At 41.9% G+C, this 23150-nt stretch carries 23 protein-coding genes and 1 other RNA gene; 11 read left to right on the top strand and 13 right to left on the bottom strand.

Translation table 11 applies throughout. The features are described from left to right. Positions 1 to 185 precede the first annotated feature (185 nt). Genes AC5FX4_RS06050 through AC5FX4_RS06035 form a run of 4 tightly spaced genes read right to left on the bottom strand, consistent with a single transcriptional unit; the run spans position 186 to position 4417 of the window. Positions 186 to 1355, bottom strand: a complete 1170-nt coding sequence (locus tag AC5FX4_RS06050) for an FAD-dependent monooxygenase (protein WP_493605564.1) — start codon at positions 1353 to 1355, stop codon at positions 186 to 188. After that, positions 1356 to 2540 (bottom strand): 2-octaprenyl-6-methoxyphenyl hydroxylase, encoded by a 1185-nt coding sequence (gene ubiH / locus AC5FX4_RS06045; protein WP_493605563.1) that lies wholly within the window; start codon positions 2538 to 2540, stop codon positions 1356 to 1358. Positions 2541 to 2549: 9 nt separating this feature from the next. Next, complete coding sequence (gene pepP, locus AC5FX4_RS06040; RefSeq protein WP_493605562.1) at positions 2550 to 3860, bottom strand: Xaa-Pro aminopeptidase; 1311 nt, start codon at positions 3858 to 3860, stop codon at positions 2550 to 2552. After that, positions 3860 to 4417, bottom strand: a complete 558-nt coding sequence (locus AC5FX4_RS06035; protein ID WP_493605561.1) for a UPF0149 family protein — start codon at positions 4415 to 4417, stop codon at positions 3860 to 3862. Before AC5FX4_RS06035 ends, pepP begins: the two co-directional genes overlap by 1 nt. A 194-nt stretch (positions 4418 to 4611) precedes the next feature. On the opposite strand from AC5FX4_RS06035, the gene ssrS reads away from it, so the two are divergent. Continuing rightward, positions 4612 to 4794: non-coding RNA, 6S RNA (gene ssrS / locus AC5FX4_RS06030), on the top strand. Positions 4795 to 4913: 119 nt separating this feature from the next. Here the strand turns inward: ssrS and AC5FX4_RS06025 are convergent. From AC5FX4_RS06025 to rplU, 5 genes are all read right to left on the bottom strand, one after another. Beyond that, the gene (locus tag AC5FX4_RS06025) at positions 4914 to 5288 is read right to left on the bottom strand and encodes a DUF3718 domain-containing protein (protein ID WP_493605560.1); all 375 of its coding nucleotides are present in this window, start codon (positions 5286 to 5288) and stop codon (positions 4914 to 4916) included. Positions 5289 to 5367: 79 nt separating this feature from the next. Continuing rightward, positions 5368 to 5859 carry a type 3 dihydrofolate reductase gene (folA, locus tag AC5FX4_RS06020; RefSeq protein WP_493605559.1) on the bottom strand — a complete coding sequence of 164 codons (492 nt, stop codon included), beginning with the start codon at positions 5857 to 5859 and terminating at the stop codon, positions 5368 to 5370. Between the two features lie 69 nt (positions 5860 to 5928). Continuing rightward, positions 5929 to 7086 (bottom strand): Obg family GTPase CgtA, encoded by a 1158-nt coding sequence (gene cgtA, locus AC5FX4_RS06015; RefSeq protein ID WP_493605558.1) that lies wholly within the window; start codon positions 7084 to 7086, stop codon positions 5929 to 5931. A gap of 176 nt (positions 7087 to 7262) precedes the next feature. Next, on the bottom strand, positions 7263 to 7520 hold the full coding sequence (gene rpmA / locus AC5FX4_RS06010) for a 50S ribosomal protein L27 (RefSeq protein WP_125253289.1): 258 nt from the start codon (positions 7518 to 7520) through the stop codon (positions 7263 to 7265). A 17-nt stretch (positions 7521 to 7537) separates the two neighbouring features. Beyond that, positions 7538 to 7849 carry a 50S ribosomal protein L21 gene (rplU, locus tag AC5FX4_RS06005; protein WP_070985693.1) on the bottom strand — a complete coding sequence of 104 codons (312 nt, stop codon included), beginning with the start codon at positions 7847 to 7849 and terminating at the stop codon, positions 7538 to 7540. A 367-nt stretch (positions 7850 to 8216) separates the two neighbouring features. On the opposite strand from rplU, the gene ispB reads away from it, so the two are divergent. Beyond that, the gene (gene ispB, locus AC5FX4_RS06000; RefSeq protein WP_493605557.1) at positions 8217 to 9188 is read left to right on the top strand and encodes an octaprenyl diphosphate synthase; all 972 of its coding nucleotides are present in this window, start codon (positions 8217 to 8219) and stop codon (positions 9186 to 9188) included. A 62-nt stretch (positions 9189 to 9250) separates the two neighbouring features. Here the strand turns inward: ispB and AC5FX4_RS05995 are convergent, their stop codons facing one another. Together AC5FX4_RS05995 and mutY are read right to left on the bottom strand one after the other, a co-directional pair. Continuing rightward, complete coding sequence (locus tag AC5FX4_RS05995; protein WP_493605556.1) at positions 9251 to 9526, bottom strand: oxidative damage protection protein; 276 nt, start codon at positions 9524 to 9526, stop codon at positions 9251 to 9253. 41 nt (positions 9527 to 9567) lie between these two features. Continuing rightward, positions 9568 to 10629, bottom strand: a complete 1062-nt coding sequence (gene mutY, locus AC5FX4_RS05990) for an A/G-specific adenine glycosylase (protein ID WP_493607785.1) — start codon at positions 10627 to 10629, stop codon at positions 9568 to 9570. Between the two features lie 127 nt (positions 10630 to 10756). Between mutY and trmB the strand changes: the two genes are divergently transcribed. The 5 genes from trmB to arcA all read left to right on the top strand — a co-directional run bounded on the left by trmB (position 10757) and on the right by arcA (position 15795). After that, positions 10757 to 11482 carry a tRNA (guanosine(46)-N7)-methyltransferase TrmB gene (gene trmB, locus AC5FX4_RS05985; RefSeq protein WP_493605555.1) on the top strand — a complete coding sequence of 242 codons (726 nt, stop codon included), beginning with the start codon at positions 10757 to 10759 and terminating at the stop codon, positions 11480 to 11482. A gap of 59 nt (positions 11483 to 11541) precedes the next feature. Beyond that, entirely contained in the window at positions 11542 to 12576 is a 1035-nt protein-coding gene (locus AC5FX4_RS05980) for a methyltransferase (protein WP_493605554.1), read from the top strand. 260 nt (positions 12577 to 12836) lie between these two features. Further along, complete coding sequence (locus AC5FX4_RS05975) at positions 12837 to 14456, top strand: ATP-binding protein (RefSeq protein WP_493605553.1); 1620 nt, start codon at positions 12837 to 12839, stop codon at positions 14454 to 14456. After that, a complete protein-coding gene (locus tag AC5FX4_RS05970; protein WP_493605552.1) occupies positions 14456 to 14971 on the top strand; it encodes a YfiR family protein in 516 nt (171 codons plus the stop codon). The genes AC5FX4_RS05975 and AC5FX4_RS05970 overlap by 1 nt, the downstream gene beginning before the upstream one ends. 107 nt (positions 14972 to 15078) lie before the next feature. Further along, the gene (arcA, locus tag AC5FX4_RS05965; protein WP_493605551.1) at positions 15079 to 15795 is read left to right on the top strand and encodes a two-component system response regulator ArcA; all 717 of its coding nucleotides are present in this window, start codon (positions 15079 to 15081) and stop codon (positions 15793 to 15795) included. Positions 15796 to 15890: 95 nt separating this feature from the next. On the opposite strand, the gene arcB is transcribed toward arcA, so the two are convergent. Then, on the bottom strand, positions 15891 to 18206 hold the full coding sequence (arcB, locus tag AC5FX4_RS05960; RefSeq protein WP_493605550.1) for an aerobic respiration two-component sensor histidine kinase ArcB: 2316 nt from the start codon (positions 18204 to 18206) through the stop codon (positions 15891 to 15893). Between the two features lie 210 nt (positions 18207 to 18416). On the opposite strand from arcB, the gene folE2 reads away from it, so the two are divergent. The 4 genes from folE2 (at position 18417) to AC5FX4_RS05940 (ending at position 21819) form a co-directional block, all read left to right on the top strand. Beyond that, positions 18417 to 19337: a GTP cyclohydrolase FolE2 gene (folE2, locus tag AC5FX4_RS05955; protein WP_493605549.1), complete on the top strand. Its 921-nt coding sequence runs from the start codon at positions 18417 to 18419 to the stop codon at positions 19335 to 19337. Between the two features lie 84 nt (positions 19338 to 19421). Next, complete coding sequence (locus AC5FX4_RS05950; protein WP_493605548.1) at positions 19422 to 20012, top strand: DUF2726 domain-containing protein; 591 nt, start codon at positions 19422 to 19424, stop codon at positions 20010 to 20012. 135 nt (positions 20013 to 20147) lie between these two features. After that, positions 20148 to 20855 (top strand): 5'-methylthioadenosine/S-adenosylhomocysteine nucleosidase, encoded by a 708-nt coding sequence (gene mtnN / locus AC5FX4_RS05945; RefSeq protein WP_493605547.1) that lies wholly within the window; start codon positions 20148 to 20150, stop codon positions 20853 to 20855. A gap of 16 nt (positions 20856 to 20871) precedes the next feature. Continuing rightward, complete coding sequence (locus AC5FX4_RS05940; protein ID WP_493605546.1) at positions 20872 to 21819, top strand: cobalamin biosynthesis protein CobD/CbiB; 948 nt, start codon at positions 20872 to 20874, stop codon at positions 21817 to 21819. Positions 21820 to 21888: 69 nt separating this feature from the next. On the opposite strand, the gene tyrS is transcribed toward AC5FX4_RS05940, so the two are convergent. After that, positions 21889 to 23088 (bottom strand): tyrosine--tRNA ligase, encoded by a 1200-nt coding sequence (gene tyrS / locus AC5FX4_RS05935; protein ID WP_493607784.1) that lies wholly within the window; start codon positions 23086 to 23088, stop codon positions 21889 to 21891. Positions 23089 to 23150: the final 62 nt, after the last annotated feature.

Below are 23150 nucleotides of genomic sequence, written 5' to 3'. Positions count from 1 at the left end.
AAACATAAAAGGAGCTAAACACTAACCAATCAGGTGTCACTAAGCTTGATCATGCTTTGATAAATACCTGATCTTTTTCTGACTAAAACAAAAAGCTTAACTATCAGCAAGTTAAAAACTGCAGAGCAAACAGTGTTACCACTTTGTTTGCTCCAGATATTTTTTTGTCTGTTGGATAGGTCGTATTATTTACCAATGGCTTCTTTTGCAAATAAGTTTTTGATTGGCCCTAAGTTATCAACCAAGTTTAAGCCCATACCTCGGAGTACTTTTTTCAATGGGTGGGCACCTTCAAATAGCTCTTTTAGCCCTTGCATCATGGCGATGTGTTTTTGTGCATCGAGTTTACGCGTACGCTCATACTCACGAAGTATTTTTCGACTAGCAAACTCCTCTCCCTTACTATCTCTAAGTAAGTCGATGAGTAAAGCCGCGTCTTTTAACCCTAAATTCATACCAAGTCCAGCCAGTGGGTGAATGGTATGCGCCGCATCACCCATTAACACAACTTTGTTGTTTAGCCACTGTTTTGCATAACGCATACGCAATGGGAAGACCGCTCTGTCTTGTGCTACTTCACACAAACCACACAGGCCATCAATTGCCGCGTTTAATTCCTTATTGAAATCTTGTTGCGATAACGACATTAAGCGCCTCGCTTCGTCAGGTGATGTAGACCAAACAATCGAGTGGTGATACTCGTCGGCTAATGGCAAAAACGCCAGAGGACCTGTCGGCAAGAAAACCTGTCTTGCCGTTGTATCATGCGGTAATTGTGTTTTTACCGTTGCCACAATGGCATGGTGATCATAATCCCAAAACGTCAGTGGTAATTTAAACTGCTCTCGTATTGCTGAATTCGCGCCATCAGCCGCCACCAACAATTTGGCCATGACCGGTGTGCCATCATCTAGGGTGATCAACACATCGGTGTCAGTTTGGTGGATACTTTGGTAACGCGTATTAAATACCAAATTCGCATTAGGCGTTGCCTTGAGCTGAGTAAACAAACCATAACGAATAGCATCATTTTCAATGATGTGACCCAGTTCTGGTAAATCTAAGTCGTTACTATTAAATGCAATTTTACCAAAACTGTCTTGATCGCGAACATCCATATAATGATATGGCGCGGTACGAGCAGCACAAATATGCTGCCATACTCCCAAGCGCTGAAACAGCGTTTGACTTGCTAAGCTAATAGCACTCACTCTATTAGCAAACTGTTCGGTCAGTGGCTGAGGTTCGTTGCCACTGTCAATAACGAGTACACTAATATTGGCCTGCGCTAAACCTAGAGCGAGTGTGAGTCCAACGGCACCGCCACCAACGATGCACACTTGTACTTGCTGCATTTAATTACTTCCTTTGATCACATGGCCCATTAGCTGTTTCGCCAAAGGAGCCTTTAAATCTTCAGACAAAGCCATTGCAAATAAGCCACAGCTACGCCCAAACGCCATTAATCTTGATGAATTAGAAAAAAGCCTAACTAAAGAGTCAGTTAAAGTCATGACTGTGCCGATGTCTTTTTCTCGCGCCAACTCATAACTGCGTGTAAATGAATAACTACCAAGCTTGTCAGCGTCTGTACATGTTAATTGCTTAATCAAACACTGAATATCGCGTACGCCTAGATTAAAACCTTGCCCCGCAATTGGGTGGATTGCATGCGCAGCATTACCAATTACAACGGTACGGTGATGGACTAATTTATCAACTCGACCCAACACCAAAGGGTAAGTAGCGCGTGTGCCGGCTTGAGTAAAGAGCCCAGCTCGATAACCAAACGCCGCCTGTAGTTGTTCAATAAACTGTGCGTCACTCATGTGTTGATATTGCACAAGTTTGTCATTATTCATGCACCAAACTAATGAATATCTGTCATCGCTCATTGGTAGTAGCGCCATAGGCCCTTGCTCAGTAAAGCGCTCAAAGGCTTGGCCCTGATGACCACCTTGCACTTTCACATTAGCGATCAGCGCGCCTTGCTCATAAGTAGTATGACTAAATGACAGATTGAGCATGCCACGAGAGGGGGATTTAGCACCATCAGCTATAACGAGTAACTTTGCACTTAACTGCTTTCCATCACTCAGTACAACGTTCACTTGCTCTGCCTGTTGAGCAACGTCACTGATTGTTGCTGGACACATCAGTGTAATGCCAGCTTCGTGCAACTGCTGATGCAAAAAAGCGCCATACGGGTTAACTTCAACAACATATCCTAAAGCATCACATTGATAATCTTTATGGTGAATATGTGTTTTACCAAAGTGCCCTCTGTCTGAGACATGTACTTGTTTAATAGGCTGTGTGAATGACCAATCTGACTTAAACAAACCCAATTGACTTAAATAAGTGACCGATTGATTTGCAAGTGCAATGCTGCGGTCGTCAAAGCTTGGGTGAACATTATCCATCGGCTCAAAAGCTTCAACAACGGCAATACGATAGTTTGGGCATTGCTTGCTAATTGCCAGCGCGGCAGAAGCCCCCGCCATACCTCCGCCAACAATAAGAATGTCAAATTGGTGCAAACTATTCTCCTACTGTTGCATCAACGCTTCAATATCTGCAATGGCTTTTGGCACAGCAGCGGTCAAGTTCTCAAACCCATCTTTAGTAACCAGTAAATCGTCTTCAATACGAATACCGATCCCTTTAAATTGCGCTGGAACTTGCGCATCTTCATCAAAGTAAAGACCCGGTTCAATCGTGAGTACCATACCAGGCTCGAATGGGCGATCGGCCTCATCCAATTTGTATTCACCGACATCATGCACATCCAAACCAAGCCAATGACCTAAACCATGCATGTAAAACGCTTTACATGCCTGACTTTCCATCAGTGTATCTAATTCACCGGCTAAAATACCGAGCTGGATCAAACCTGAGGTCATTACTTTCATTGCTGCTTGGTTGGCTTCAACCAAAGTGCCGCCAGGCTTAACGTGTGCAAATGCGGCTTGCTGCGCTTGTAACACTAACTCGTAGAGTTGCTTTTGTGGCTCAGAAAATTGACCAGAAACGGGAAAAGTTCGAGTAATATCAGCTGCATACCCTTCAAGCTCACAGCCTGAATCGATCAATATCAAATCACCGTCTTTAAGCTCATCGCTATTTTCGGTGTAATGCAAAATGTTGGCATTGTTACCTGAACCCACAATTGTACCGTATGCAGGATGGCGAGCGCCTTGCATTGCATAGTGATGATGGATCTCAGCTTCTAACTGATATTCAGTCGCGCCAGCTTTGGCAAAACGCATGGCCCTTTTATGTGCTTCGCAACTGATTTTTGCTGCTTTGCGCATGACCGCTATTTCAGCATCTGACTTAAACAAACGCATTTCATGAACTAAAGGTCGAATATCTTTGATGATCTCGGGTGCGCGATAGCCTTTTTTAGGCGCACCACGCAACATATTCAGTAGTGACCATACTTTGTCATCAAATGCACTGTATGTACCTTGACCATAGTAAAGTACGCGCTTGGTATTCACGAGCAATGCAAGCTGTTCGTCCAGCTCACTCAATGGATAGGTGTGATCAAATAAGTACTGCGCTTTTGCTTGTTCGAAACCAACACGGCGGCCATGCCAGATCTCAGCAACTTTGTCTTTATTCCTACAAAACAAATGGCTTTGTACATTTTCTTCTTTGTCTTTACATAAAACCAAAACCGCATCAGGCTCTTTAAAACCTGTTAAATAGAAAAAGTCACTGTCTTGGCGAAAAGGAAACTCAGTATCACGACTACGAGTAAGCTCAGTCGCAGCAGGAATAATCGCAACAGCATTTTTATCAAGCTGTGCGAGCAAACGCGTACGGCGCGCTAAAAATTCTGTTATTTCAATCATTAGTGTATAGTCTTTGAGGTTGTTCTTGTGTCTTTGCCCATTTCGGCAAAACAAAGTAATGCGGATACTCGGATATATTCAACAATTTCATGAAAGGCTTGTTGATCTTCTTCAGTATCATCAAAGTGGGTATCTAGTTTAGTGATCTCAGTAAAGTCACCGATCACCTCTTTAACGTCAGCAGATAACTTGCCATAGTCTTTTCTTTTTAAACCAAAACCGAGTAAAAAGCCTGATACCCATGCCACCAAAGCATTTGCTTGATCGATTAATGATTCGTCTTCACTCGGTAAAAACAGCTCAAAATGAAATTCACTGTCGTTAAAGTGCTCTACGACATGTTTATACATAGCGGCAAAAAACTGCTTAAGCGCTTCACTAAAGCTTTGCCCTTCATTAAATACGTCGCTCAGTAGCCCTAAGTATTCTTTTTCTTCAATATTTAAGCCACATGCCAACAGGCCGCTGATAGCACCATGCACTTCAGCCGGGGCAACATAAATATCGTGTTTTTCAAGCAAAAGCTGTGCTTGTGTGTAGTCTTTAAGTTCGCTCATTTAAGTCACTTTTCTCGCGCTATATGGCTTTATGCTAACACTGCAAGTATAGCAACTCCAAGCAATTGTATCCTATGGATTAAAAATCGCACACTCTGCTCAGTTAACTGTCACTAGCGTACAAAAACCTAGCGATCGAACAAGATTTTTTGATTTATGGTTTAAGCTTGTGATGATGTTATATATACTGAACTAGTTCCCTAGCTCGTAGGACCGCAGATTAAGTCCCTGAGCCGATAAACTTTATTTAGGAATGTAGTTTGCTTGCTATTGAGCATGCTTGGCAAGTACCGAGAAGCCTACGGTGAGCTGTTGCATTCCGCCTTGAACCTCAGGGTTCAAGGGCTGACATCCGCATCCGCGCCGCCGGGGAACACCACCTCAAACCAACACATTTCTCAAGATTCATTAGATACAAAAAAACCCCACATTTGTGAGGCTTTTCTTTACTCTTTGAACTCAGCTATTTGCACATATTTGAGTTCAAAAATCAGGATTAGTTACCTGCGCGTTCTTTAATGATCGCAATTAAAGGTGAACCACCGTGGCCATTGCCCTCAGCCCAAGCGATGTCTGCACCATCTTCTAACATGCTTTTAGGTAAGTTTTTAACTATGTACTCACCTGTGTCTGTTGCATTGCTAACAATTGCATGACGTAGTAAGTTGTTGCCATTACACAGCACAGCATCAAAAATATTACGAATTTTCACACGTGAGCTTTTTAGTTTCTTACGCAAGCTACCTTTGTCATTAGCTGCAACATACTCACATAAAGATACTGCAAGTTGTTCATCAGCACTTGCACTGTGACTAAATGTTAAAGACGCTGCACATAAAGAAACAGAAACCAGCACGGTAGTTAATTTCATCTCAAAACCCTTCTAATACTTTGTTCGTACCCCAATTTGTTCGCCATTTTAGCAAGTTGCGCAAAAATTAGCAATAAACTCATAGTTTTTTCTGTAAAGTTACGAACTTATGATTATGTGGATTTTGCTCGTCGGCTGCACAAGATTGCTCAGACGTGACCTGCCAACTCGCAACTTTTGTATAGTCAGGAAAGCAAGTGTCTCCCGCTACATCCAGCTCAATAAACGTTAAGTATAGACGCTGACAAAGAGGAAGAAACTGTTCATAAATATTTCCTCCGCCAATGATCATCACTTCTTCTGCATCATGAACTAAGGTTAAAGCCATATCTAGAGATGCAACAACCTCAACACCATCAACAGCGTATTGCTCATTTCGAGTAATAATAATATTGCGACGACCCGGCAATGGGCGACCAATTGATTCAAAGGTTTTACGGCCCATAATCACAGGTTTGTTTAAAGTAACCCGCTTAAAGTGCTTTAAATCTGCTGGCAAGTGCCAAGGCATTTGATTATCTTGGCCTATTACTCGATTATTTGCCATTGCCGCTACCATGGAAATTATCACACTCTACCCCACTCATCATTTTGTATTAAAAAAGGGCCAAATAGCCCTTATTATGCAATAATGTTTATACTACCGCTCGTAGATAACTTCAACATCATAGTCGTCATCATCCCAATCTTCGTCCCAATCATCGTCATTGCTTTCTTGGGTTGCTTTACGGTGATACGTATCCCACTTAAATTCAACTTCTTCTTGCTCTGTTTCAACCTCAAACTTATCTTTTGGCATACTTTCAAGCAGCGTCATGATGTCATAACACAACGGCTGAGTATTCTGCTTATTAATTGCAGAAATGCGGTACACTTTCTCAGCATCTAGCTCTTGTGCAATGCGCTCACAGACTTCGTCAGCTTCGTCTTCAGGCAATAAGTCAATCTTGTTTAACACTAGCCAACGTGGCTTGTCTGCAAGTTTAGGACTGTATTGGTGCAGCTCGTTAATAATAGAAAACGCATTGTCGACAGGGTCGGTACCATCAATTGGCATCACGTCAATAACATGTAATAAAACGCGGCAGCGCTCAAGGTGCTTTAAGAAACGAATACCAAGGCCCGCACCGTCAGATGCGCCTTCAATCAAACCTGGAATATCAGCAATTACGAACGATTTGCTTGCTTCAGGTCTCACTACGCCGAGGTTAGGAACCAATGTTGTAAATGGGTAATCTGCCACTTTAGGCTTAGCTGCTGACACACTACGGATAAAAGTAGATTTACCCGCATTTGGTAAACCTAGTAAACCTACGTCAGCGAGCAATAATAGCTCTAGTTTTAAGTTACGAACTTCACCCGGTGTCCCCAGTGTTTTTTGACGAGGTGCACGATTCACACTTGATTTAAAACGTGTATTACCTAAGCCGTGAAAGCCACCTTTAGCAACCAATAGCTTTTGCCCATGCTGCGTTAAGTCCCCCAAAGACTCTTCTGTGTCAACATCGGTTACTCGAGTACCAACAGGAACCTTTAAGAAAAGGTCATTACCCTTTTTACCGGTACAGTTACGTGATTGACCGTTCGTACCACGCTCAGCACGGTGAAAACGTTCAAATTGATAGTCAATCAAGGTATTCCAGTTTTCGTCTGCAATTAGGTATACACTGCCGCCATCACCGCCATCGCCACCGTCAGGGCCACCATCGGGGACATATTTTTCACGACGAAATGACACTATGCCACTACCGCCATCGCCCGCTTCTGCGCGAATTTCAACTTCATCGACAAACTTCATGGTTACTCTCTTTTGACTTTTGAATGGGGGATTCTAATACCGAAGTATAATACCTTTACCAATAAAGCTTTAGTCATTATTGCGTTGAGCAATAAAAACCACCTTTAGTTGATAAAGCTTTGCTTTAGACAAACAAAAAACCCCGCCGTAGCGGGGTTTTTTTAATCTTTTACCGATTACTCAGCAACGATGCTAACGTATTTACGGTTTAAAGGACCTTTTTGTTCAAAAACAACTTTACCGTCTGCTTTTGCAAAAATTGTGTGGTCTTTACCGATACCTGCGTTAGTGCCAGCGTGGAACCTAGTACCACGTTGACGAACAATGATGTTACCCGCTAATACTGATTCACCACCGAAACGCTTAACACCTAAACGTTTACTTTCTGAATCGCGACCGTTACGAGTACTACCAGCTGCCTTCTTATGTGCCATCTTTCTGTACCTCTAAATTAAGCGCTAATGCCAGTGATTTTAACTTCAGTGAACCATTGACGATGGCCCATCTGCTTACGAGAATGCTTACGACGTCTAAATTTAACGATCTTAATCTTCTCACCACGACCGTGTGAAACAACCTCAGCTGTCACTTTACCACCGTTTACGAACGGTGCACCGATCTCGATTTTCTCACCATCAGCAACTAGAAGTACTGAATCGAATTCAACTGCTGCACCAGTTTCAACGTCTAATTTCTCTAGACGAATTGTTTGACCTTCAGTCACACGGTGCTGTTTACCACCACTTTGGAAAACCGCGTACATAATTAACTCCGTCTGTGCGCCCTCAAATCGACGCAACTTAATATTCTTCAATAGGGCGCGAAGTTTACGCTAATGCTTTACTACAAGCAAGCCTATTTTTGTAGAAAGTGAATAAAAAATAACTGCGACGAGGGCGAATCATTATTTTTCGCTAGTTTATCCAAAAATGCGCATAAACCAAAGCGCTTTTTTACACTTTTAAGACGTGATGCAAAGGTTTTGAGCTGACTCTTAATCTGTCCAAAAAATCAACAAGATAAAATCATAAGTTATTTTTTTAAGCTGATTAAGACAAAATATCGAGCTAGTTAAATTTTTGTAGTACACTCGCACTGTATTTCGTAATTTACCTTTGGCTTGGAGCACAATGGATATCAAAACTATCCAGACGTTAATCGAACCTGACATGCTTAACGTCAACCAACTAATTCACGCGCAAATGCAATCTGATGTTGCGTTGGTTAATCAACTTGGACTGTATATTATCAACAGCGGTGGTAAGCGTATCCGCCCTATGCTGACTTTGCTTGCAGCCAAAGCGCTTAATTGCTCTGATGAGAGACATATCACTCTTGCAACTATAATAGAATTTATCCACACGGCTACGTTGCTCCATGACGATGTTGTTGATGAGTCGGCACTGCGTCGCGGCGAGCCTACTGCAAACGCCGAGTTTGGTAATGCGGCAAGCGTATTAGTGGGTGATTTTATCTATACACGCTCTTTCCAGCTTATGGTTGGCCTTAATAATATGAAGGTAATGGAAATACTCGCAGATGCCACCAATGTGATTGCCGAAGGTGAAGTTTTACAGTTGATGAATTGTAACGATCCAGACACAACCGAACAAAGTTATATGCAGGTTATCTACAGCAAAACTGCCAAGCTTTTTGAAGCCGCAACACTGTTACCAGCGGTTGTTCTTGAGTACTCAAAAGAGACGCAAGAAGCCTTAAAATTATACGGAATGCATTTAGGCACAGCCTTTCAATTGGTAGACGATGTACTGGATTACAGCGCAAACGCTGAGCAGATGGGTAAAAATTTGGGCGATGATTTAGCTGAAGGTAAGCCTACTCTGCCACTTATTTATGCGATGCGACATGGCACAGCAAACCAAGTTCAGCAGATAAGAGAAGCGATTGAGTCTGGTAATGGCATGGATTACCTGCAAGATATTTTAGCGACATTAGAACAAACCAAAGCGTTAGAATTTGCAATGGACAAAGCGAGAAGCGAAGCCAATAAAGCAATTGAGTATTTATCAGTGCTTGAGGAGTCTCCTTATAAGCAAGCGCTGATTGCGCTGGCCGAACTCTCCGTTGCCCGCGATCATTAATATAAATTGACACTAAAAATAAGGCCGCGATATGCGGCCATATTTTTATCAAACACTTCGAACTACTTCTGTTCTGGTGGACGGTAGCCTTCAATTTCTACTTCTTTATCTTCAAATAAAAAGCCCACCATTTGCTCTTCCAGCAGCGCTCTATGCTCAGGGTCCATCATATTTAAGTGCTTTTCGTTGATGAGCATAGTTTGCTTGTGTTGCCACTGTTGCCAAGCCTCTTTTGAAATATTGTTGAAAATTTTCTCGCCGATTTCACCCGGATATAATTGAAAGTCTAAACCCGGTGCTTCTTTTTGTAACTTTTGACAAAATACTGTACGTGCCATCTTGGTTTCCAAATCTGTTTAACAAGTTAATTGCGACTAGTTTAACCTAATGTGCTGAGTTCTTTAACCAACTTTTTGGTCGGTGCAGCAAGCCCTACTTCAGCATGATCATTCAAGTCATACCAGATAATTGGCCGTTCATGGGCAAAATCAGGGATATGGTCAAGTTTTAATAATTGCGGGTGAAGAGTTAATTCAAAGTGCGTAAATATATGCGTAAACGACTCAAGTGATGATATTCGCCCTTTCAAACCTTGCTGAGCGACAAACTCCTCTACCTCTTGAAAAGACTGAAACTCAAAAAAGCCAAACAAACCACCCCAAATACCAGAATTTGGCCTTTTTTCCATCAGTAATTTATTGTCTGCTGAAACAATCAAATGATACGCCTGTTTTTTGGGTTTTTCTTTTTTCGGTTTTGAATTTGGAAATGCTTTTACTTGCTTATGTTGGTACGCCAAGCATTGGCTAACCAAAGGGCAAGCTTCACAACTAAAATTACTTCTTGAACACAAACTAGAGCCTAAATCCATCATTGCCTGATTAAACTGGGCAACATTATCAGACGGTGTAATATCTGTACTTAACTGCCAAAGTTGGTTCTCAACTTTTTTAACTCCATACCAGCCCTCAACCATAAAAAACCGCGCTAAAACGCGTTTCACATTGCCATCTAAAATGGGATGATGTTGACCAAGCGCCAGCGATAATATTGCCCCAGCCGTTGAGCGTCCTATACCCGGTAAAGACATCATGTCTTCTAACTTGGTTGGAAACTCACCGTGATACTTTTCTGTGATAATTTTTGCCGTTTTGTGCAGATTTCTGGCTCGGGCGTAATAACCGAGCCCAGTCCAGTGATGCAATACTTCATCTTCGGGTGCTTGAGCAAGAGCTTCAACGGTTGGAAAGCGCGCCATAAAGCGTTCAAAATAGGGGATCACCGTGACAACTTGCGTCTGCTGCAGCATCACTTCGGATACCCAGACTTTATAGGGCGTTTTAGCTAACTGCCAAGGCAGTGTTTTACGCCCATGAAGGTGATACCAATTAACAACTTGCTCGGCAAACCACTGGGCTTGCTGTTTTGTAACCTGCATTATCTGCTACTACTTGCTTGTTTCTTAATGGCTCGCCAGTGTAGAGCGCTTTTAAAAACAGTCAAGCTATTGTACTTGCCGCGTCGAACAGGGATAATATGCGCCCGTTTTTTAGACCAATGAATTGATTATGAATGAATCGAGCAAAACTGCGCTAGAACAAGCTGAGCAAGAAGGTAAATATATTCGCAAAGTACGTAGCTTTGTAAAACGCGAAGGCCGTTTGACGAAAGGTCAAGAAGCAGCGATTGAAAAGTGCTGGCCAACCATGGGCTTAGTACATGAGCAAGGTATGCTCGATTTTTCACAAGTATTCGGCAATGATAATGGCGTTGTACTTGAAATTGGCTTTGGTATGGGTAAGTCATTAGTTGAAATGGCTAAAAATGCCCCAGAGTTAAACTTTATCGGTATTGAAGTGCACCGCCCTGGCGTGGGTGCTTGCTTGATGGATGCTGATGAACAACAAGTCACTAACCTTCGTGTATTTGAACACGATGCAGTTGAAGTGTTAGCCGACTGTATTCCTGATGGCAGTTTAACTACCATGCAGTTATTCTTCCCAGACCCTTGGCACAAAAAACGTCACCATAAACGTCGTATCGTACAACCTGAGTTTGTAGAAAGCCTACGTAAAAAGCTAAAAATTGGTGGCGTCTTCCACATGGCTACTGACTGGGAAAACTACGCAGAACACATGTTAGAAGTGATGCAAGCTGCACCTGGATACGAAAACCTATCAGAAAACAAAGACTATGTTCCACGTCCTGACAACCGCCCTTTGACCAAGTTTGAGGCCAGAGGTCATCGTCTAGGTCACGGTGTTTGGGATCTTATGTTTAAACGCGTTGATTAATTCCCGCGCATTTTAACTCTTCAACTAAGGGCCTAATATGGCCCTACTACCGAGCTTTTATGACTAAGTTATCAAATCCAAGTTTACTGTTACTGCGCAATGAAGAAGAGCTGCAAGGCAATAACATTTTAGTGATCAACACCAATCGAGATGGCTTTTTAACGGAGCTTAAAAAGCTCAATCCAAACAGCACGATTAACGCTTTTAGCTACAATGTGGCCGATCAACACGACTCGGCAAAGCACGCTGGTGTAAATAGCTTTGTAAGTCACAGTTTACCTGCTTTAGAAAACCTTGACTTAATCATTTACTATTACCCAAAATCAAAACCTGAAGCACTGATGATGCTCGACAATATCAGAGCTTTAGTCAATGAACATACCCGTTTACTTGTAGTTGGTGATAACAAAGGGGGCGTAAAGTCAGTTGAAAAGCAGCTAAAACCTTACGCTGAACAATTTTATAAACTAGAGAGTGCAAAACACTGTGTTTTGTATGAGTTTGGCAAACTGACACAACTGGATAATTTCGACATTCAAAGTTATCAAAGTGCGTTTAAAGTTAAAGTTGCAGAGCTTGAATTTGATGTTATCAGCGTACCAGGCGTTTTCAACCACGGTAAGTTGGATGTAGGTACAAAATTACTGCTTGAAAATATCCCTGCGCCTTATAAAGGCAAAGTACTCGATTTTGGATGTGGCGCTGGCATCATCGCTACTTTTCTCGGTTTACAGCAAGCTGACTTGTCCCTATTTTGTTTAGATGTGAATGCGTTAGCCTTGTATGCGACAGAGCAAACACTTGCAATCAATAATCTAAGCGCGGAGCTAATATTAAGCGATGGTCTCAATGAAGTAACGGGCCAATATCACCTAATTATTAGTAACCCTCCTTTTCATACTGGCATCGCCACCGACTACGGGATCGCTGAACGCTTTTTAGAGCACAGTAAGCGCTTCTTGAAGTTAAATGGACAAATACAGATAGTGGCAAATAACTTTTTAAAGTATCCGCCCATTTTAGAACAACAGTTTGGTCAGTTTGAAATTCTTGCAAAAAACAACAAATTTACGGTTTACCAAGCAAGTAAGTAAGCTTGTCTATTTAGTACGCGCTTTTTGAAGTCTGTAATTGGATAAAATAACATGCAAAATCAGGGATTTTTTTGTTATTTTATTCAATCTCTTTGCTACACTAGAATGGTGTTCATACCATTACGCCTTGGTTTTGCTTTGCATACATGATAAAGCTAACTAAATCACTTCCGGTTGATTTAGCTCTCATTTCGGCTTTACGTGTGGTTATCAAAGTATGGCGAAAAAGTGGTGGGTATTCGGGTAGATCAAGGCGACTAATGACAAAGCAGGCATCTAAAACAAGTATAAGAAAAGTCTTAATCAGCGCAGTTATGCTGGTAACCGCACTTTGCCTATCTTTATCTATTTCCATTTCAACCTACTTAGACATCAAAGAGCAGCGTCAACTTATCGTTAATAAACTCGATATGATCGCAGAAATTGTGTCATTTAACGCACAAATCACACTCATATTCGAAGATAGAAAAACGGAAGAAAAACGTTTAAAGTCATTCAAGGAAGTCGATTTAGTCAAAAATATTCATATTTATGACATCGATGACGTGACGAACAAACCGGTATTTTTCACCAGTTACAATGCCAGTAAAACACCTCCCGTCCCATTAAAAGTCAACAGTATTGAAGAGCTTAAAGAGCCAAAAATCACCGAGGACTATGTTGAACTCATAAAGCCTGTGATATATGAAGACAAAATAGAAGGCTACGTCTACATTCGTGGCGGTCTGGAACGATTAAATCAATATATCAATACGAAAATTCTGGTCGATATCACGTTGACCTTATTCGTACTGTTGCTGGTGTTACTCGTTGCTCGCGGGATCCAAAGGCGTATCGCGCAACCTATTGAAGAGCTTTCAACCCTACTACAAGATGTGTCCAAGAATCATAATTACAGCACTAGAGCGTCAGACAGCCATATAGAAGAAATCAATATTCTTGCCAGCAGTCTTAATATCATGCTTACCCGCACTCAAAACCAAATTGAGCGCCACCAGGCTGACAAGCTAGAGATCAAAAAGCTCAATCAAAGCCTAGAAGAAAAAGTGAATCAGCGTACTATTGCGCTGCGAGAAGCAAACCAAGAACTTCTTAACACCTTAGAGCGAATGCACCAATACCAGAATCAAATTGTTGAAAATGAAAAAATGGCATCGCTTGGGCAAATGGTGGCAGGTGTCGCCCATGAAGTTAATACACCAATAGGCTTAGGTGTTACAGGCTCTACTTTATTACGAGACAAGCTTGCCGATATTAAGTCCGCATTCGAACAAAAGAGTTTAACGTCAAAGCAACTTGAGCGCTTCATTAATGAGGGTATCGAAAATCTTGACTTAATTTATCGTAATTTGAACCGTGCTGCAGATTTGATTTCCAGCTTTAAACGAGTGGCCGTTAGTCAGGATCTTGAATTAAGCTCAGACGTCAATGTGGCGTCTTTGCTCGACAATATTCTCAAAGCAATGAAGCCCGATCTCGCAAGTAAAAACCCAAATATTAACATTGAATGCGCACCAGACATGGTGATCAGCAGTAAATCGGGTCCTCTACAACAAATTTTTGAACAATTGATATCAAACTCATTGCTACATGGCTTCAATGACCCACAAAACAATGAGATCAATATCAAAATCGAAAAAGACGCCAATCAGCTCATGATTGATTACAGCGACAATGGTTGTGGGGTACCAAGTGCAATCAAAAAGCGTATTTTCGACCCCTTTGTAACAACACGACGTGGGGAAGGCGGCAGTGGTTTGGGTATGCACCTTGTATATAACCTCATTACCCAAGCATTACACGGCAACATATCACTCGATGAAAATTATAACGACGGTGCTCGATTTGTGTTAACTCTGCCTTTAGGTGAGGTTAACTGATGAGAGCGTTATTCATTATATTTGCTTTTATGCCCTTATTTTGTTTTGCCAAATCACCAGATCAAGTTCGTTCCGCCTTTTTATACCAAATGGCTAAGTTTATTGAGTTCCCGGATCAACAAACAAAAACTGCCACTCGGTTTTGCTTTTATAATATCGAGCAAGGCCCCGGATTAATATTGTCGGGAAATCGCAGTTTAAAAATTAAAAACTTGCCGATTGAAATAATTAAAATTGAAAAACAAGCAAAAATAACTGAACTTTCAGAGCGATGTGATATCACATACGTTGATGAAAGTGATGAAGATGCTATACTTGCGACTTGGACCGATACGAGTCCCTTAAACACAGTATTTGTGGGAGAAAGCATCGAGTTTCTCGAAGGTGGCGGTGTAGCATCTTTAGTCCAAGAAGGGAGTAAGATCCGACTGTATATTAATAAGCAACAAGTTTCACAACACAACTTTAAAGTGTTATCAAGATTGCTTGCAGTTTCTAAGTTTCATCCAAATTAATTTTACTTGTTAACAATTAGATATACTCCTATAATCGTAAATATTCGGTTTTATTAGATAGTACCGAATTTCATGTAAATAATATATTCCGAAAAGGTTAATTAATAATGCAAACGCCAGTCATTCTGATTGTAGAGGATGAAGACGTAACTCGCCTGAACCTCGTTAGTTTATTTGAAGCGGAAGGTTACAAAGTAATTGAAGCCATAGATGGCGATGATATGCATGACAAACTGACAGCGCATGACGACGTCAACCTAGTTGTTATGGACATCAATCTTCCGGGTAAAAACGGCCTAATTCTCGCTCGTGAATTACGTCAAAAGAAAAATATTGGTCTTATTTTCCTAACAGGCCGTGACAACGATGTCGATCGTATTCTTGGATTAGAAATTGGCGCTGATGACTACATCACTAAGCCATTCAATCCTCGTGAATTAACGATTCGTGCTCGTAACTTAATCTCTCGCACAGGTTCATCAAGTGAAGATTCTGCGATAGATTCTAACGGTGTGATCACGTTTAATGGCTGGGAATTAGATGAAAACAGTCGTTGTTTGACTTCACCAGCAGGTGAATCTAAACGTCTTCCTAAAGGTGAATATAGAGCGTTACGCCTAATGCTTGACTCTCCTGGCCGTATCTTTAGCCGTGAGCAGCTGATCAAGCATATGACGGGCCGTGAGCTTCGTGCCAATGACCGTACTGTAGACGTAACAATCCGTCGTATTCGTAAACACTTCGAAAGCGACAGCAACACATCTGAATTGATCAGCACCATTCATGGTGAAGGCTATCGTTTTATAGGGAAAATTGATAGCTAAGAAGATCTGGTTTCAGGGAGTTTTGCAATTATTTAAGATAAGGGGCATTGCCCCTTATTTTTTTGCCTCAATTTATGATGTTACACAAACTTAGCTTACGCGAGTAGTTCAACCACCTCGCCAAGCAATACTTGGCCCGTACTTATTTTCTCTTCCAGTTCAACTACCCAATCGTTTAGAGCATCATTACTAGCTTGCGCTGCATCCAACTCCATCTTTTTCGCTTGCAGTTGCACAAGCTGTAAGCCAACTGAACCCGCCGCGCCTTTAAGCTTATGAGCAACAGACGAATACTCGTCAATATCATCATTAGCAAGCGCCGCTCTCAATTCTTCGCAGTATTTCGGGTTCAGTTTCTCAAACAACTGAGTACTTCGCTTAAATGCATCAACGCCCATTGAGTCCATAAAATCAGTAATCGTTTCAATGTCTAGCTCAGCCTTATGAGCTTCACTCAAGGCAACTTCGTGGTGATGTTCTTGGCTACTAGTTTGTTTTGCATCAATACCAAACAATTCTGCAAGCATTCTATCCAAACGCGTTGTGTTAATTGGTTTAGCGAGTGCCCCCTGAATATTAATGCCTTGTAGCTCTTGTTCTGCACTCCTGACATTTGCAGTTAGCGCAACAATAGGCAGGTTATCATAGTGACTATCGGCTCTAATTTCTCGTGCTACCTGATCACCATTTATATCTGGTAGCTGCATGTCTAGTAAAATAAGATCCAACTCATCTTCTGTTGCCACCATAGATAACGCGTCTTCACCCGTTTCAGCCCAAATAACTTCGTGACCACGCTGTTCAAGTAAATTAGTCGCAATTTCCGCATTTAACGGCACATCTTCAACCAACAAGATATAAAGGCTGCGACCTGCATAGCTTTGTTCTTTCGGGGCATGACATAAAGTCAATGGTATTTCGACATCAAAACGACTGCCCTGCCCTTCAATGCTACTCACTCGAATTTGCCCCTTCATTGCGAGCACAAGCGCCTTAGTGACCGCTAATCCTATGCCGGAACCTATCGCGTTGGCACCGGTTAAATCCGGTGCTTTATAATACATATCAAAAATTCGTTCTTGCTGATCACTTGGGATCCCCAAGCCAGTGTCAATAACACTAATCGTCAGCCAAGCACCTGATTCACGATTTTCTCGACGACACTCCAAGGTGACACCACCTTTGTGTGTAAACTTCACGGCATTATTGATGAGGTTCCACAATACTTGGCGCAATCGAGTAGGATCGAGCAGTGCATAAACATCCAGCATGCCTGTGCGATTAATTGTGAAGTCTAGGCCTTTTTGATCGGCGATCAGTCCTGCAAAGTTAACCACATCATTAATAAAATCGGATACATTGATACTGTCAGTCGCAATGTCCAACTGCTCCCTATCAATCTTATCTAAATCGATAATGTCGTTAAATATATTACCGAGCGTTTCGGCACTTGAGAAAATTGTGTTACACCAGCTTTTTTGCTGTTTAGATAATTCTGTATCAAGCAACATGCGTGTTAACCCCACGATTCCGTTCAGTGGCGTTCTCAGTTCATGGCTTAATGTAGCAATAAACTTACCTTTGTCTTTATAAGCTGTTTCCAGTGCTTGCTCAGCTTCTTTACGACTGGTGATATCACGACCGAAAGCCAACAAGCCGATGTATTTACCATCATCATTAATAAATGGCAGTTTGCGCATTTCAAACCAACGCTTTTCATCGTTAACGGGGTACTCAACATCAAGCGTAATTGGCTTGTGGGTTGTCGCTACCTCATTATCGGTACGCAACACTTCGGGCAGGTAGCTTTGTGGGTAGATCTGTTCGACTGAATGGCCAATCAATTCATTACTCGACTTGCCGATGACCAACTCAAACATCTTATTACAACCAGCAAAAACCCCATTTTCATCACGGTAATAAAATAAGTCAGGTGACGAGTCGACAATTGAACGCAACAGCATGCCTTGCTGTGCAAGTTCTTGCTGTGTTTTTTTACGCTCTGCTATCTCTTTACGAAGCTCTTCAATAGCACGATGCTTTGCATGTAGAGCCATTTTTCGCTCATCGATTTCATTATTTAAGCGATTAATGTTGTCTTTAAGTGTTTGGTTAAGCAATTTCTCTTGTTGGGTTGCTGATTCCAGATAAGTTTTAGAGTCTTCTAGCTGACGAATTGAATGAATAGTAACCGAAATAAGTACCGGAGAAGCGACTGCAGAAAAAAACATGACAGATAACACATCAACAATTTTTATCTCACCCAGTGCAACATAGTAAAACATGCAGGCTAGAATAGACGTGATTAGTAGCACGAAAATATAGCAAATAAAGCTGGCTGTTTTTGCGCCGTATTTATTCACTAAATTTGATAGTACACGGGCCCAAGGGCCAAAAGAAGATTCAACCATAATTACCAAATACCCATTTAACGCCTTCATTATACGCAAGCTAATGCAAGAAGCGAATCATCCTTTTTATTAACTGATACGCAATGAAACTGTATTCCCTAATGCACATTTTTGAATTTACAACTCACTAAGACATACGCAAATAGGCGCAACCTTGGCGATTATAGTGTAATATGCGCTCCTTTAATTGTCGTGATTATGAGGGTTTAAATGCAGACCATAATGCCAGATATTGCCGATACAGCTAAAGCATTGCAAACAGGAACATTAAATTGGGTTGGCATGGGTAATATCGAACTACCGCTTCTATTCGCAAGTTATGGTCTTAACGAGACCCCTGTCACCGCGAAGGTTGACGCGTTTGTTAATTTGCATGATGAACATGCGAAGGGCATTCATATGTCACGGCTGTTTCTCGCATTAGATGAGTTATCATGCGAGCAAACCCTTACACCAATCACGATAAAGCGCGTGTTAGAACAGTTTATAGCAAGCCATCAGGATATTAGTAATGCAGCCAAGCTGGTTTTTCATTTTGAGCTGCCACTGCGTCGACAATCACTGCTAAGCCAGAAGCTTGGATGGAAAAACTATCCAGTTACCATCACCGCAAGTCTTGTAGAACAACAATATCGATTAGAAGTTGCGTGTGATGTCACTTACTCTTCAACGTGCCCTTGTTCTGCAGCTCTTGCTCGTCAACTTATTCAACAAGCATTTAACGATAAATTTGCAGGCCAAGCTCTAAGTTATGAACAGGTGCACGAATGGCTTGGTACAACCCAAGGAATTGTCGCTACGCCACATTCACAGCGCAGTATCGCCAACATAAAAGTGATGCTGCCAAACGACAGTCAAGAGTTTGACGTATTGGCGCTTATTAATAGTGTTGAGAATGAACTAAAAACACCAGTACAAGCAGCGGTAAAGCGTGAAGATGAACAAGAGTTCGCACGTCTTAACGGACAAAATCTGATGTTTTGTGAAGATGCGGCAAGAAAATTGAAAGCACTGTTTGAAGCGTCTCATTACCAAGACTACTACGTCAAAATTAACCACTATGAATCACTGCACGCCCATGATGCAGTAGCCTATGCGGTAAAAGGGCTACCAAACGGCTACCAAGTTTAAAGATAAAAACATCAAACACTCCAAGTTAGGCATGACTTTTGCTTTTGATATGTAAATTGTCAAAATGTTGTTTTGGAGTGTTTTATGGAATTTGCTTTGTTATCAATACTTGCACTGGTTGTTGTTGCGTCAGTGGTATTGTCAAAATATACCGACAATGGTGGCAACCCGTATCCATTTAATAAAAAAGATTCTGTATTTACTGCCGTAGAAGCGTCTTTTCTTACGCTGCTAGAGCGTGCGGTAGGTGACAAGTTTAAAATAGTTAGCCGTGTTAAGCTTATTGATCTGATTGAGTGCAAACCGGGTGTATCTGACAAAGCACGCCGTGCGGCGCTGATCAAAGCCAAAAACAAACAACTCGATTATGTATTAGTGGATAAAGAAACACTGAAAATTGTTGCTGCGGTCGATCTTGTCAACAATGCCAATAAAGGCGGCCATAAAGCACAACGGGACTGGTTTGTTAATGGTGCACTAGAATCAGCGGGCATTCCACACATCCGTATGAAAGTGAAGGCTGGTTATAAAACCGCAGAAGTACGCAGTGCTATTTTGTTTAAGATAGGCAAACAAGCACAAACTCCAAGACGTGTGCGTAACCGCACCGAAAAACCTGCGGTATTATCACCTTCTCAAGCGAAAGCACAGTCAACACAATTAGCAGAGATTTAATCTCATTCTAACAACATATAAAGCGGGTACAGGCACATGGCTTACCCCGCTTTTTTGTGCTCATAGGTACGTAGAATTCGCATTTAAAACTTGCTCAGGTATACTAATGCACAAATTTTTTTAGGAATTTAAATCATGAATGTTGGCATTATTGGCGCGATGGAGCCAGAAGTAGCGATCTTACGTGATGCACTACAAAACAAACAACAAATGACTAAAGGTGGCTTCACTTTTTATACTGGTGAATTAGCTGGCCACACCGTTACACTCGTACAATCGGGTATTGGTAAAGTTGCAGCAACCGTCGCAACAACCTTACTTATAGATAATTTTAAGCCTGATTGCGTGATCAATACGGGATCAGCTGGCGGCTTTGAACCAAGCTTAAATGTAGGCGATGTGGTGATCTCTACTGAAGTTCGTCACCATGATGTGGATGTGACCGCATTCGGTTATGAAATGGGTCAGGTGCCACAAATGCCTGCGGGTTTTGCAGCTCACGCGGCATTGATTGAGGCAGCCGAGCAAAGTGTGGCAAGCCTTGAAAACACTCAAACTATGAAAGGCTTGATCTGTACCGGTGACTCATTCATGTGTGATCCTGTACGTATCGACAAAGCACGTGCTGATTTCCCAACCATGCTAGCAGTAGAAATGGAAGGTGCTGCAATTGCACAAGCGTGTCACGTGTTAAACACGCCGTTTGTGGTGATCCGTTCATTATCAGACATCGCTGGTAAAGAGTCGCCACAATCTTTCGAAGAATATTTAGAAGTTGCCTCTATTAACTCATCTAAGCTAGTTACAGCTTTGCTTGAGAAGTTAACGAGCGTTTCTCTGTAAGATGCTGCTTGAATTCATGCAAGCCCAGCAGGGCTTGCTGATCTTCATACTATCGCTTCTAGCGGCGCACTTTTTGCCGCTACAAAGCAGTTATCACCCTAACACTATCTTCACTTTAGCTTTCAAAGGTATCGCACAGCGCGTTTATCAAAGCAGTGGAACTCCCAATTACCAAACCCTCAGCGGTACGTTGGCCTTTTTGCTACCTATCGCCACTATCTTAATCTTATGTGTTGCATTAGCGCTATTTGCTTACTACCCACAGTGGTTAGGTGGACTGGTACTGTATTTATGCCTAGACACGCGCACCACTACACGGGCGAAACGTATTGCCGTATTGCTACGACAAGGGCAAAAATCAACGGCGAGGCAATTGCTCAAAGGTATGGTTTCTCGCGATGTTGACAAGCTATCAAGTGTTGGTATCGCCAAAGCGGCAATAGACAGTACTGCGCTGCACACCATACGCCACTACTACGTTGTGATATTACTTTATTTGCTATTTGGCCCACTCGTAGCGCTTACTTATAAGCTTTTATTGCTATGTGATCACGCTTGGCGCACCGTAATACTACCCAATAGCCGTTTTATGTCGCCACTGAGAAAGACAATTTACCTCATTGAGTGGCTGCCACTGCGTGGTTTTATCTTATCTATGGCGAGCATGCTGCACTTTAAACAAGTACTGCATTATTTGAAAACCTACGCACGTTATTTTTATCAAAAAAATAGTGGTTGGATACTGTCATTATTTGCTGCCAACCTCAATGTGCAGTTAGGCGGGCCGTGTTTTTACCTAGGGCAGCGTTTTGAGAAAATGCGCTTGGGCGTGCAACGCCACCCGGAGCCAAATGATATTGATGCTTTACTGATTTTATTGAATCGTATTCACACCTTCTTTTTGCTACTGATATTACTGCTTTGGATAGCCGTTATCTGTGCTTTCACCTTGCTCAAAATCTAGCATTTTTATATTTGACGAATGAAAAAGCCAGCATACAGCTGGCTTTTTTAGCAAACTGACTCGTGATGATTAGTTCACAGTCACTTTGGCAAATTTACGCTTGCCTACTTGATAAATTGCAGTACTGCCTTTTTCAATGGCAAGTTTGCTATCTGTTACTTTTTCTTCACCATTGAGCTTAACGGCGCCTTGCTTAATCATACGCATCGCTTCTGAAGTACTGGCAACTAACCCAGCTTCTTTTAGCAAGTTAGTGATAAACGTTGATGGTTCATCAATCACAATGCTTACTTCAGGAATATCATCTGGCAAAGCATTCTTTTGGAAGCGTTTGATGAAATCTTGATGCGCTGCCTCAGCATCCTCTGCACTATGGAAACGTGCTATCATCTCTTTGGCAAACTCAATCTTAATATCACGCGGGTTACGACCACCTTCAACTTGTGCTTTAAGCTCGGCAATTTCCTCTAACGACAATGCGCTCAGCAGCTCATAGTAACGCCACATTAGTTCATCAGAAATCGACATCACTTTACCAAACATGTCATTTGGTGCATCCGTAATACCAATGTAGTTACCCAGCGACTTTGACATTTTTTGAACGCCGTCAGTCCCTTCCAGCAATGGCATCATCAGCACTGTTTGTGGTGCTTGGCCTTCTTCTTTTTGCAGCTCACGGCCCATAAGAAGATTAAAGCGTTGATCCGTGCCACCAAGTTCTACATCGGCTTCCAGTGCAACTGAATCCCACCCTTGTACAAGTGGATATAAAAACTCATGAATGGCAATTGACTGGCCACCAGCATAACGCTTTTTAAAATCATCACGTTCTAGCATGCGAGCCACAGTTTGGCGCGCTGCTAACTTGATCATGCCCGCACTGCCTAGTTTCTCCATCCAAGTAGAGTTGAAAGCAACGGTGGTTTTTTGGGGATCAAGAATTTTAAAAACTTGTTCTTTATAAGTTTCTGCGTTAGCAAGCACATCTTCTTTAGTCAGTGGCTTACGTGTTACATTTTTACCGGTTGGATCGCCAATCATTCCAGTGAAGTCACCAATTAAGAAAATAACCTCGTGACCTAAATCTTGGAATGTCTTTAGCTTATTGATGAGAACAGTGTGACCTAAATGTAGATCCGGTGCCGTTGGATCAAAACCCGCTTTGATCTTTAATTTTCTACCAGACTTAAGCTTTTCCTTTAAGTCATCTTCAATAAGAATTTCTTCTGCACCGCGTTTTATCTCGGCAAATGCAGTCTCTAAGTCCACCATTCATCGCTCCAAATATTCAGTTTATCGGGCGATTCTAGCCTATATTTGAATGAGTTTAA

The sequence above is a fragment of the Pseudoalteromonas sp. ATL1 genome, from assembly GCF_058933015.1.
This window is presented reverse-complemented; position numbering and strand designations above follow the sequence as displayed.